11 protein-coding genes are annotated in these 12,055 nt (G+C 68.4%); 3 read left to right on the top strand and 8 right to left on the bottom strand.

Going from position 1 to position 12,055, the window contains the following annotated elements:
* Positions 1–59: 59 nt before the first annotated feature.
* The 5 genes from OHZ10_RS14555 to OHZ10_RS14535 all read right to left on the bottom strand — a co-directional run bounded on the left by OHZ10_RS14555 (position 60) and on the right by OHZ10_RS14535 (position 5,069).
* Entirely contained in the window at positions 60–746 is a 687-nt protein-coding gene (locus OHZ10_RS14555; RefSeq protein WP_059233259.1) for an HAD family hydrolase, read from the bottom strand.
* 188 nt (positions 747–934) lie between these two features.
* Positions 935–1,921, bottom strand: coding sequence for an inositol 2-dehydrogenase (gene iolG, locus OHZ10_RS14550; RefSeq protein ID WP_256085254.1), 987 nt, complete (start codon positions 1,919–1,921; stop codon positions 935–937).
* A 70-nt stretch (positions 1,922–1,991) separates the two neighbouring features.
* Positions 1,992–2,819, bottom strand: a complete 828-nt coding sequence (locus tag OHZ10_RS14545) for a TIM barrel protein (RefSeq protein ID WP_342702865.1) — start codon at positions 2,817–2,819, stop codon at positions 1,992–1,994.
* Between the two features lie 39 nt (positions 2,820–2,858).
* Positions 2,859–3,860, bottom strand: coding sequence for a xylose isomerase (locus tag OHZ10_RS14540; protein WP_342702863.1), 1,002 nt, complete (start codon positions 3,858–3,860; stop codon positions 2,859–2,861).
* A gap of 144 nt (positions 3,861–4,004) precedes the next feature.
* On the bottom strand, positions 4,005–5,069 hold the full coding sequence (locus OHZ10_RS14535) for a LacI family DNA-binding transcriptional regulator (RefSeq protein ID WP_174993170.1): 1,065 nt from the start codon (positions 5,067–5,069) through the stop codon (positions 4,005–4,007).
* 174 nt (positions 5,070–5,243) lie between these two features.
* Between OHZ10_RS14535 and OHZ10_RS14530 the strand changes: the two genes are divergently transcribed.
* From OHZ10_RS14530 to OHZ10_RS14520, 3 genes are read left to right on the top strand one after another with little or no spacing between them, the layout of a single operon-like run.
* Positions 5,244–6,326, top strand: coding sequence for a fatty acid desaturase family protein (locus OHZ10_RS14530; protein ID WP_342702860.1), 1,083 nt, complete (start codon positions 5,244–5,246; stop codon positions 6,324–6,326).
* A gap of 36 nt (positions 6,327–6,362) precedes the next feature.
* Positions 6,363–6,671, top strand: coding sequence for a non-heme iron oxygenase ferredoxin subunit (locus OHZ10_RS14525; protein ID WP_059233264.1), 309 nt, complete (start codon positions 6,363–6,365; stop codon positions 6,669–6,671).
* 4 nt (positions 6,672–6,675) lie between these two features.
* Positions 6,676–7,926, top strand: a complete 1,251-nt coding sequence (locus tag OHZ10_RS14520; protein ID WP_342702858.1) for an NAD(P)/FAD-dependent oxidoreductase — start codon at positions 6,676–6,678, stop codon at positions 7,924–7,926.
* A gap of 69 nt (positions 7,927–7,995) precedes the next feature.
* Here OHZ10_RS14520 and OHZ10_RS14515 read toward each other — a convergent pair whose 3' ends face one another.
* From OHZ10_RS14515 to glpD, 3 genes are all read right to left on the bottom strand, one after another.
* Positions 7,996–8,712, bottom strand: coding sequence for an MIP/aquaporin family protein (locus OHZ10_RS14515; RefSeq protein ID WP_342702857.1), 717 nt, complete (start codon positions 8,710–8,712; stop codon positions 7,996–7,998).
* An 81-nt stretch (positions 8,713–8,793) separates the two neighbouring features.
* Positions 8,794–10,296: a glycerol kinase GlpK gene (gene glpK, locus OHZ10_RS14510; protein ID WP_342702856.1), complete on the bottom strand. Its 1,503-nt coding sequence runs from the start codon at positions 10,294–10,296 to the stop codon at positions 8,794–8,796.
* A gap of 105 nt (positions 10,297–10,401) precedes the next feature.
* The gene (glpD, locus tag OHZ10_RS14505; RefSeq protein ID WP_059233268.1) at positions 10,402–11,925 is read right to left on the bottom strand and encodes a glycerol-3-phosphate dehydrogenase; all 1,524 of its coding nucleotides are present in this window, start codon (positions 11,923–11,925) and stop codon (positions 10,402–10,404) included.
* Positions 11,926–12,055 lie beyond the last annotated feature (130 nt).

The raw sequence follows: 12,055 nt of genomic DNA, 5'->3' as shown, positions 1-12,055 counted from the left end.
GCGGGTGCGTTCGCGCACCCGTGGCGGGCCGGATCGACCCGATCCGGCCTGACTGGCAATCAGGACTGCACGTCGCCGAATTCGCCGCGCATGCCGGCTTCGACGAGCGACGGCAATTCGTCCATCTTGCGCATGATCCGCGTGATGCCCATCGCACGCAGCGCGTCCGCGTAGTTGTCGGGGATGTGGCTCGCGCCGACGAACGCGATCGTCTTCATCCCGGCCGCGCGCGCGGCATTCAACCCCGATACGCTGTCCTCGACGACGATGCAGCGCGCCGGCGCCACGCCGAGCGTCCGGGCCGCATGCAGGTACACGTCGGGGTAGGGTTTCGGGCGCGCCACCTGCTCGGAACTGAATACGCGCTCGCCGAAGATCTCGGTGAGCGCCGCGCGTTTCAGCGAGTTGCGCACGCGTACGAGCCGGCTGTTCGATACGACGGCCGCCGGCAGCGTGACCTTCAGCAGCGCGTCGCGCACGCCGGAGATCGGCGCGAGCGATTGTGCGAGCGCGACCTCGATGTTGTGCTCGATGGTCTCGATGAAGTTCGCGGGCATCTCGATCCCGAAGCGGGATTCGATCCCGGCGAGGAAGCGCGACGTCTGCTGGCCGAATGCCGATTTCGCGGCGGCTTCGAAATCGAGGTTCGGGAACGTGGCGGACAGCGTATCGAGCAGCACGCGGTCGGCGATGACTTCGCTGTCGACGAGCACGCCGTCGCAGTCGCAGATGAGGTGATCGAGCATGGTGATGAAAATGCGGTAGACCGGCGACGCCGATCAATTCGCCATCATACGTGCTTTCACGCGCGTGCCGCGCGACGTTTCGGCAAATTTGCCCGATGCGGGCGTGCGGTTGCCGCATTCCGTGCCGCCGCCGCGCCGATCGCCCGATGGCGGCAGTCCGGGTGCCCGGGCCGCCGCTGTTTGTCGCGTTACAGCTCGATCACGCGCCCCGTTTTCCACGACGTCATCGCGGTTTCGGCCAGCTCGAGCGCGGCGAGTCCGTCGTCGATCGTCGTCCGGACCGGCGTGCCGTCGCGCAGCGCGTCGACGAAGTGCGCGATCTCGGCCGCGTACGCATGCCGGTAGCGCTCGAGGAAGAACGGCTCCGGCACGTCGGCCGCGATGCCGCCGGCGAGCCAGGCGCTCACCTCGGTCGGCCGCACGTTGCCGGCCTGCAGCATCCCGTTGCTGCCGAGCAGCTCGAAGCGCTGGTCGTAGCCGTAGGCCGCGCGCCGCGACGTGTTGATCTGGCACAGCAACCCGCGCCGCGTGCGGATCGTCACGGCCGTCGAATCGATGTCGCCTGCTTCGTGTACGGCCGGGTCGGTCAGGCAACTGCCGGTTGCGTGCAGCGTCTGCGCTTCGTCGCCGAGGATCCAGCGGAACACGTCGAAGTCGTGGATCAGCATGTCCTTGAAGATGCCGCCCGAGCTGCGGAGGTAGTCGGCCGGCGGCGCGCCCGGGTCGCGGCTCGTGACGACCAGCATTTCCGGCGCACCGATCTCGCCGCGCTCGACACGTGCCTTCAGCGCCGCGAACGTCGGGTCGAAGCGGCGCTGGAAGCCGATCATGCAGGTCACGCCGGTGCGCCGCACGACGTCCGCGCACGCGCGCGCGCGTTCGACGGTCAGGTCGACCGGCTTCTCGCAGAACACGGCCTTGCCCGCGTTCGCGGCCGCGACGATCAGGTCCGCGTGCGTGTCGGTGCTCGACGCGATCACGACAGCCTGCACCGACGCGTCGCCGAGCGCGCGCTCGATGCCGGCGACCTGCGCGCCGTGCGCGTGCGCGAGCGCTTCGGCCGACGGCGCATGCCGGTCGATCACGTACCTGAGCTTCGCGCCCGGATGGCGCGCGAGATTCGCCGCGTGGATCTTGCCGATCCTGCCCGCGCCGAACAAAGCGAATTCGATCATTCCGTTCTCCTGTTGATTCGATTGTTTTCCAGGCACGCGACATGCGTCGGCAGCGTGCCCTGATGCTGTATCAGCGATCCGCCAGTTCACCGCGCACGTAGTCGATGCTCGCCCGCAGCTGCGCTTCGATGTCGCCGGCCTCGGCGATCTCGCTCGCGAACGGCTCGAACGAGAACGCGCCGCGGTAGCCGCGTGCAAGCAGTTCGCGCAGTTGCCGGAGGTTGCCGAGCCGGTCGGCGTGGCCGACCAGCACGCGGTGGCCGTCGCGCATCCGGTCGACCGGCAGGTCGGCTTCCTCGACACCGGAGATGTGCACGAGGCCCGTCAGGTTCGGGAAGAAGATGTCCTCGCCGGACAGGTGGTGGTGGAACGTGTCGTGCACGAGCCGGAACACCTGTTCGCCCGCCGCGTCGTAGAGGCCTTTCACCGCATCCGACTTGCGGCGCAGCGCGCATTCCTCGAAGCCGAGCGGCTCGATGAAGCCGAGCAGGTTGCGTGCTTCGAGGATCGGCTTCAGCGCCTTCAACGACTTCACGAGATCCGCATGGCGCGCGTCCGCGTCGCGCGTGTCGTTGCGGCTGTTGGTCGGGCACAGCACCAGCGCACGCGCGCCGCATTGCGCCGCGTAGTCGGCCAGCACGGTCGCTTCGTCCGCGCGCTCGGCGTTCCATTGCTCGAAGCGCTGCAGCGCGTTGATCGTCAGGATCGTCACGCCGCCGGCTTCGGCGGTTGCGCGCACGGCCGCGGCCGGCGTGCCGTCGGCGATCTCGACGCCGTCGAGATCGTTGCGGATCTCGATCGTGTCGACGCCGAGGCGCCGGCACAGTGCGACGTAGCGGTCGAGCGGCAAGCGCGGCGCGCTCATCCGGTTCAGCGAAAAATGGAAGGCTTGCGTCATCGTTCTGTCCTTGGGGCTTGAGTGGGGGCGGGGTCCGAATCAGGTGCCGGTGCGCGTGGCGAGGGCGTGCCACGTGTCGCGCAGCCAGTGCGCACACGCGACGTTGTTGTCGAAGATCGAATAGCGTGCGCCGCCGCCGTAGTCGGGAAACGGGATGAACTCGCAACTGATCTGTTCGAGCTGCGTCGGCCGCGCGTGAATCTGCGCGCGCAGCAACTGACGCAGCGCGGCTTTCCACGTGTCGAGCGCCGCCGCGTGCCATTCGCCGTGATAGGCGCCCGGCGCAGGCGCGACGAACGGGTACTGGATGCCGCGCCCGGGCCGGCCGTCCGCGCGGCGCATCCAGCGGTTGTCCGGATTGTTCGGCGCGACGCTGCGCGCATGCGCATGCCGGACCCAGCCGCGCGCGATCCAGTCGGTGTAGAAGGCCGCGGGCGAAGCCGGGTCGAGCCGCGCGCGGCCGTCGTCGGCGGGTTCGTGCAGGCCCGATGCATCGAGTTCGGGGCGATTGCCGATCTTGAACAGCAGGTGCGAATGATCGAGCGTGATCCGGAACGGTGCGCCGGCCTGCTCGACGTGCTGCGCGACGCGCGCCACGCGCGCGAAATCCTCGCTCCACATGTCGACGTGCACTTCGAGGCTCGGCAGGCAGCCAACCGGCTCGCCGCGTTCATAGGTACGCAGGTAGAAATCGGCGACTTCGCGGTCCGACAGCGGATGGCCGTCCGCGTGATGCGCGAACAGCTGGCAGTTGAGCACCGTGCTGCCGAGGCGTGCGCCCGCGTCGACGATCTCGGCGACGTGCGCTTCGTCGCGGCCGGCGCACCAGATGCCGCCGATCACGCGAATCGGCAGCGCATGGCGGTCGACCCGCGCGAAATACGGCGACAGGTCTTCACCGCGCACCGGGTTCTTTTCGACGTAATCGAACACGCCGGCGCCGGCGACCATCCGGAAGCGTTCGGCGGGCGCGGGCAACGGCAGGCCGTCGTGTTCGAGCACGCCGTCGAGGTTCACGCCGATGAGGATCGGTTCAGCCATCGTCTCCTGTCCATTGTTGTCCTGCGGATGGCTGTCCAATGTACGGATGCGCGGCGCGGGCTGCATGACCGACGTTGACGAAAAATCGCCAATGCGGCGGTCGATTTTTTCGCCAGGCGCACGCGGCGCGTTGCGCGGCGCGATTCACGGCTGCAGGTACGCGCTCGTCCTCACGTTCGCCGGGCAGAACACGCGGAATTCGACCGGGTCGCCGGGTGGCGGCTGTTCGACGATCCCGCACGCATGCAGCACGTGCTGCAGTGCGGAAATCGCCTGGCCGTCCGGATCCTGGTCGATCGCGAGATCCATCGCGCCGGCTTCGATGAAGGCGCGGTGCTGGTCGATCATCTCGTGGCCGATCCACACGACGCGCCCGATGGCGCCGGCCTTGCGCAGCGCCGCTTCGATGCCGGCCGAGCCGGCGCCGCTGTTGTAGATCGCGACCACGTCGTCGTGCGCCTGCAGCGCTTTCGTCACCGCGCGGTAGCAGCGGTCGTCCTGGTCGAGCGTTTCGACCGGCTCGTCGTCGCAGCGGATCGCGGCGAACGCGTCGGCGAGCTGGTCGCGGCAGCCGGCCATCCGGTCGGCGTGCGCGCGGTAGCCCATGCGCCCGCCGAGCAGCAGCGCGCGGCCGGGGCGCGCCGCGAGGCGGCCGATGTAGTAGCCGGCCGTGCGTCCGGCGCGGTAGTTGTCGATGCCGGCGAAGTGCGCGCGATCGATGCCGCCGATGTCGGTGACCATCGTGACGACGGTCTCGCCGCGCGCGATCGCGCCGGCCAGTGCGTCGCGCACGCGGGCCGTGTCGCGCGCGGTGACGATCAGCGCCGCGCGCCGGTACGCGGGCCGTTCGATCAGCGCGGCGGCGCGTTCGTCGTCCGCGGCGGGCAGGATCGTCCGGTGCACGACCACGCGCCGGTCGAGCATCTGCAGCGAGCGCTGCAGCGCCTGCTGGAGCCGCCGGAAGAACGGCGCGTCGGTGTCCGGCAGCAGCACGTCGACGTGGATCAGCCCGTGCCGCGTGTCGGGCAGCAGCCGCGGCACGCCGAGCTGCCGTGCGGCCGCCACCACGCGTTCGCGCGCCTGCGCGGACACGCTGCCGCGCTCGTTCAGCACGCGGTCGACGGTGGTCGTGCTGACGCCCGCGAGCGCCGCGATCTCGTCGAAGCGCGCGGTGCGCTTGCGCCAGCGCGGCCCGGATTCACCTGCCATGGTCGTCTCCAACGTTGGGGTCGCCATCGATCGCGTGGCGTTGCCGGACACGCTAAAGCGATGGCGAAATTTCGTCAACGTTTCGATTGAGCAGCGCAGGCCGGGGGCCTAATTTTGATTCCATGGCGAAGCGCTCGTTGCGCTTTCCCCGCACCAGAAACCAGGGAGACAGACGTGGCTCAACCCGACCACCCGGCGCGCGACCGCACGGCGGCACGCCGTCAGGAATACAGAATGACCGGCGGCGCCGGCGAGCGCGCGCAAGCGGCAGGGCTCGTCAACGCCGCATGGTACCGGTGCGCGGTGCCGCGGCCGCTGATGAAGCGGCTGATGCAGCGCGGCGATGCGCGTGCGATCCGCGACACACTGATCTGGTACGCGGCGATCGCGATCAGCGGCGCGCTCGCGTGGCTGGCGTGGCGCGCGCATTCGGCGTGGGCGATCCCCGCGTTCTTCGTGTACGGCACGCTTTACTGCAGCCCGGCCGACTCGCGCTGGCACGAATGCGGGCACGGCACCGCGTTCCGCACACGCTGGATGAACGACGCGCTGTACCAGGTCGCATCGTTCCAGGTGTTCCGCCGCGCGACCGCATGGCGCTGGAGCCATGCGCGGCATCACACCGATACGCTGATCGTTGGGCGCGATCCCGAAATCGCCGCGCCGAAGCCGACCGACTGGCTTGCGCTCGCGCTGAACGTCGTCGCGCTGAAGCATGTGGCCGGCGAGCTGCGCAAGATGCTCGCGGTGTCGTTCACCGGCCGGCTCGACGACGAGGAGCGCACCTATGTGCCCGAATCGGAATGGCGCAAGGTCGTGCGCGAGTCGCGCATCCATCTCGCGGTGTACGCGCTCGTGGCCGGTGCGTCGTCGTATTGGCACACGATCCTGCCGCTGCTCTACATCGGCCTGCCGAGCCTGTACGGCGCGTGGCTGTACCTGTACTTCGGCCTGACGCAGCACGCGGGCATGCCCGAGAACGTGCTCGATCACCGGCGCAACTGCCGCACCGTGATGATGAATCCGGTGTTCCGCTTCCTGTACTGGAACATGAACTATCACGTCGAGCACCACATGTTCCCGATGGTGCCGTTTCACGCGCTGCCGGAACTGCACGACGCCGTGAAGGCCGACATGCCGCCGCCGTACCGCAGCACGCTGGCCGCGTACGCGGAGATCGTGCCGGCGCTGGTCCGGCAGACGCGCGACCCGTCCGACTATGTCGTGCGGCCCGTGCCGGACGCCGCGCGTGCATGACCGTCATCGAACCCGCCCACCAAGGAGACACGCAACATGACGCAATGGATCGACACCGGTGCGCTCGACGACATCGACGATGAAGACGTCGCGCGCTTCGACCACGACGGCCGCACCTACGCGATTTACCGGATCGACGGCGAGGTCTATGCGAGCGACGGCCTGTGCACGCACGAGCAGGTGCATCTCGCGGACGGGTTCGTGATGGATCACGTGATCGAATGCCCGAAGCACAACGGGCGCTTCGACGTGCGCGACGGCCGGCCGCTGTCGGCGCCCGCGTGCGAGAAGCTGCGCACGTACCGCGCGAAGATCGAAGACGGCCGCATCCTGATCGAGGTGTGACGCGATGATCGACGACCGGGTGATGGCGATCGTCGGCGCCGGCCACGCGGGCGGCCGCGCGGCGCAGGTGCTGCGCGAGTCCGGCTGGCGCGGGCGCATCGTGCTGATCGGCGCGGAGGCGCACCTGCCGTACGAACGGCCGCCGTTGTCGAAGGGCGTGCTGACGGGCGAGCGCAGTGCGGCGCAATGCCGGTTGCGCGATCCGGACGCATGGGCGGCGGACGGCATCGAGCCGGTGGTCGGAACCGTCGAGCGCATCGATCCGCACGCACGCGAAGCGCGCGTGTCGGGCGGGCGGGTGTTTGGCTACGAGGCGGTGCTGCTCGCGACCGGCGGCCGCGCGCGCCGCCTGGCTGTTCCGGGTGCGGCGCTCGATGGCGTATTCGCGTTGCGCACACTCGACGATGCGGCGGCACTCGGCGCGCGGCTCGTGCCCGACGCGCGGATCGTGCTGATCGGCGGTGGTTTCATCGGTCTCGAAGTGGCGGCGTCGGCACGATTGCGCGGTTGCCGCGTGAGCGTGCTCGATGCGGCGCCGCGCCTGCTCGGGCGTGCGGTACCGGAGACGATCGCGGCGCGCGTGCACGCCCTGCACGAAGCGCAGGGCGTGGCGATCCGCGTGAACCGGAAACCCGTTGCGATCGAGCGGACGTCCGGCGGTGCGCTGGCGGTCATGCTCGACGATGGCGACACGCTGATCGCCGATACGGTCGTCGCCGGCGTCGGGATCGAACCGGCCGACGAACTGGCGCGCGACGCGGGCCTCGCGGTCGAGCGCGGGATCGTCGTGAACGCGCAGCTCGAGACGTCGGCGGAAGGCATTTACGCGGCTGGCGATGTCGCGGTGTTTCCGAGCGCCCTGTCGGGGCGGCCGATTCGGCAGGAGACGTGGCACGGTGCCGAGACGCAGGCACGCATCGCGGCCCGCAACATGCTCGGCGCGGGCGAGCCGTATCGCGATACGCCGTGGTTCTGGTCCGATCAATACGACGCGCAGTTGCAGGTGGCCGGGGAGCCGGCGCTCGGCGAGCGGTCGGTTGCGCGCGTGCTCGACGACGATGCTGAAATCCATTTCCATTTCGATGCGGGCACGCGGCTCGTCGCTGCAAGCGGCTTCGGCCGTGCATCGGGATTCATCAAGGAAATGCGCGTGGCGAGAATGCTGGTCGAGCGCGGGATCGACGTGACGCCGGCAGCTGTCGCGGACGTCGACGTGAAGCTGAAATCGCTGGTGATGGCCGTGAGTGACCGGTAGCGGCCGGGAGGCGAGACGGGGCAATGAAGCGCGCGACGCCGAACGCCGCGCGCTTCGTTCAAACCGCGATCAGATCGTGGTGTGCAGGTGCAGATACAGGCCGGCGGCCGCGGCGCCGCCGAGCAGCGGGCCGACGACGGGCACCCATGCATAGCGCCAGTCGCTGTCGCGCTTGCCGGGGATCGGCAGCAGCGCGTGCATGATGCGCGGCGACAGGTCGCGCGCGGGGCTCATCGCATAGCCGGTCGGGCCGCCGAGCGAGATGCCGATGCCGAGCACGAGCAGGCCGACGGGCAGCGCGTCGAGTGCGCCGAGGCCGACCTGCGGCGATGCGAGGTACAGCACGCCGAGGATCAGCACGAACGTGCAGATCGCTTCGGTCAGCACGTTGTGCGTGACGCTGCGGATCGCCGGCGCCGTGCAGAACACCGCGAGGTTCAGGTCCGCATCGGCTTCCTTCGCGAAGTGCTGGCGATAGGCGAGCCACACGAGCAGCGCGCCCGCCATCCCGCCGAGCATCTGCGCGAGGATGTAGCCGCCGACTTTCGACCACGCGAACTTGCCCGCGAGCGCGAGGCTGATCGTGACGATCGGGTTCAGGTGCGCGCCGCTGAACGACGCGGTCACGTAGACGGCGACGAAGACGGCCATCGCCCAGCCCATCACGATCACGATCAGGTCCGCGCCTTTGCCCTTGGTCTTTGCAAGCAGCACGTTTGCGACCGCGCCGTTGCCGAGCAGCACGAGGATCGCTGTGCCGATGAATTCTGCAATATAAGGTGACATGGTTGTCTCTCGTATGTCGCGGCGGACTCGCGGGTGGCGCGGTCCGCCGGTGTTGTTGTATTTCGTTGGGAAGTGTCGGGATTACTGGGCGTCGTCGGCCCAGGCCTTCGCGGCGCGCACCGCACGCTGCCAGCCCGACATGCAGCGTTCGACCTGCTCCTTCGGCATCGACGGCGAGAAGCGGCGATCGAGCTGCCACTGGTCGCGCACTTCGTCGAGGTTCTTCCAGTAGCCGATCGCGAGGCCCGCGAGATAGGCCGCGCCGAGGGCGGTCGTCTCGGTGATCTGCGGACGCACCGCGTCGACGCCGAGCAGGTCGGCCTGGAACTGCATCAGCAGGTTGTTCGCACTCGCGCCGCCGTCCACCCGCAGCTCGCCGATGCTGATGCCCGAATCGGCTTCCATCGCGGCCAGCACGTCGAGCGACTGGTACGCGATTGCATCGAGCGCCGCACGGGCGAGGTGCGCGGAGGTCGTGCCGCGCGTGACGCCGAACACCGAGCCGCGTGCCCGCGCATTCCAGTGCGGTGCGCCAAGGCCGGCGAACGCGGGCACGAGGTAGACGCCGTCGGTGTGCGGCACGCTCGCGGCGAGCGCTTCGATTTCAGCGGCCGTCTTGATGATGCCGACGCCGTCGCGCAGCCATTGCACGACCGCGCCCGCGATGAAGATGCTGCCTTCGAGCGCGTACTGCACGTCGTTGCCGATCTGCCAGGCGATCGTCGTGACGAGGTTGTTCTTCGACTCGATCGGCTTGTCGCCGGTGTTCATCATCAGGAAGCAACCGGTGCCGTAGGTGTTCTTCACCATGCCGGAGGTCGTGCACATCTGGCCGAACAGTGCCGCCTGCTGGTCGCCGGCGATACCCGCGAGCGGGATCTTCGACGCGAACACGGTGGTCTTCGTGTGGCCGTAGATTTCCGACGAGGCCTTCACTTCCGGCAGCATGCTGCGCGGGATGTCGAGCAGTTCGAGCAGCTCGTTGTCCCATTCGCGCGTGTGGATGTTGAACAGCATCGTGCGCGATGCGTTCGTCACGTCGGTCACGTGCAGTTCGTGCTTCGTGAAATTCCACACGAGCCAGCTGTCGACGGTGCCGAACGCGAGCTTGCCCTGCCTGGCCTTCTCGCGTGCGCCCGGCACGTTGTCGAGGATCCAGCGGATCTTGGTTCCGGAGAAGTACGAGTCGATCGGCAGGCCGGTCTTCGCGCGCACCTTCGCTTCGAGACCCTGCTTTTTCAGCGAGTCGCAGAAGTCGGCCGTGCGGCGGTCCTGCCAGACGATGGCGTTGTAGACGGGCTGGCCCGTTTCGCGATCCCAGACGATGGTCGTCTCGCGCTGGTTCGTGATGCCGATCGCGGCGATCGACGTGCCGTTCATGCCCGTGCGCGTGACGGCTTCGGCGGCGACGCCGGCTTGCGTCGACCAGATTTCCTGCGGGTCGTGCTCGACCCAGCCGGGTTGCGGGTAGATCTGTTCGAATTCCTTCTGGGCGATCGATACGATATTGCCCTGGCGGTCGAACAGCATCGCGCGGGAACTCGTGGTGCCCTGGTCAAGCGCGAGGATGTACTGATCCTGCATGTCTCTCATCTCCATCCGTGAATTGGCGTAGTTGTGATGCGCGCCGCATGGTGGGCGGCGCGTCGGTGAATCAACGTCGGTAAGACAACTGCAACTGCAATCGGATCACGCGTGCGGCGCGTGCGCGGCGGCGAACCACGCATCGACCGCGGCCGTCACCGCGTCCAGCGTGCCCGGCGTGACGTGCAGGCCGAGCTTCGAGCGGCGCCACAGCACGTCCTGCGCGCAGGTCGCCCATTCGGCGTCGCGCAGGTAGCGCAGTTCGGCGTCGTGGATGCCCGGCGCGATTTCGGCGCCGAGATCGGCGAGTGACGTCGCGCCGTCGACCACGCGCTCCGCGCGCGTGCCGTATGCACGCGCATAGCGGCGGGCGAGCGCGGCGGGCAGCCACGGATGGCGTTTCGCGAACGCGCTGGCGAACACGTCGAACTTTGCGTTCGCGATGTCGCCGCCCGGCAGTGCGACGCCGGCCGTCCAGGTTTTCGCGTCGCGGCCGAGCGCGCGGCACAGCATGTCGCCGGCTTCTTCCGCGAGCTTGCGGAACGTCGTGATCTTGCCGCCGAACACCGACAGCAGCGGGGCGCCCGCACCGTCGTCGAGCTCGAGGCGGTAGTCGCGCGTGACGGCCGACGCGTTTGCCGCGTTCTCGTCTTCGAGCAACGGGCGCACGCCCGAGTAGGTCCAGTGCACGTCGGCCGGCGAGATCTTGCGCTTGAAGTAGCGGTTGATCGAATCGCACAGGTACTGCGTCTCGTCGCGATCGATCGCGACCTTCGCGGGATCGTTCGTGTATTCGACGTCGGTCGTGCCGATCAGCGTGAAGTCGTGTTCGTACGGAATCGCGAAGATGATCCGCTTGTCCGGGTTCTGGAAGATGTACGCGTGATCGTGATCGAACAGGCGGCGCGTGATGATGTGGCTGCCCTTCACGAGCCGCACGCTGTGCTGCGCGCCGCGGCCGAGCGCGCCGTGCAGCACGTCGCCGACCCACGGGCCGGCCGCGTTCGCGATCGCGCGCGCATGCACGACGCGGATCGAACCGTCGGCGTGCTGCAGCCGCGCTTCCCATTCGTCGCCGCGGCGTTCGGCGGAGACGAGCTTGGTGCGCGTCAGGATCTCGGCGCCGCGCTCCTTCGCATCCATCGCGTTCAGCACGACGAGGCGTGCGTCGTCGACCCAGCCGTCGGAATACACGAAGCCGCGCTTGATCGAATCGATCAGCGGTGCGCCGGCCGCATGGCGGCGCATGTCGATGCCGCGCGAGCCGGGCAGCAGTTCGCGTTTCGCGAGGTGATCGTAGAGGAACAGGCCGATGCGGATCAGCCAGGCCGGACGCAGGTTCGGCATGTGCGGCATCACGAAGCGCAGCGGCCACATGATGTGCGGTGCCGCGCGCAGCAGTGTCTCGCGCTCCTGCAGCGCCTTGCGCACCAGCCCGAACTCGTTGTACTCGAGGTAACGCAGGCCGCCGTGAATCAGCTTCGTGCTGGACGACGACGTGTGCGACGCGAGGTCGTCCTGCTCGCAGAGCATGACCGACAGGCCGCGGCCGGCCGCATCGCGCGCGATGCCCGCGCCGTTGATGCCGCCGCCGACGACGAGCAGATCGTAGCGATTCGGTTGGGTCACCTGCTGTCCTTATCGTCTGTTGAAATGGGGTGAACACGAAATGTTCGAATTCGAAATTTAACGAACGAATTCGAAAAAGTAAAGTTCGAAAAAGCGGGGCCAGTAGCGTCCGGCGCGATCCCGGACGATA

The organism is Burkholderia arboris, assembly GCF_038723655.1.
Classification (GTDB): domain Bacteria; phylum Pseudomonadota; class Gammaproteobacteria; order Burkholderiales; family Burkholderiaceae; genus Burkholderia; species Burkholderia arboris.
Note: the sequence above shows the minus strand (reverse complement) of the source record. Positions and strands in the feature narration are given on the sequence as shown.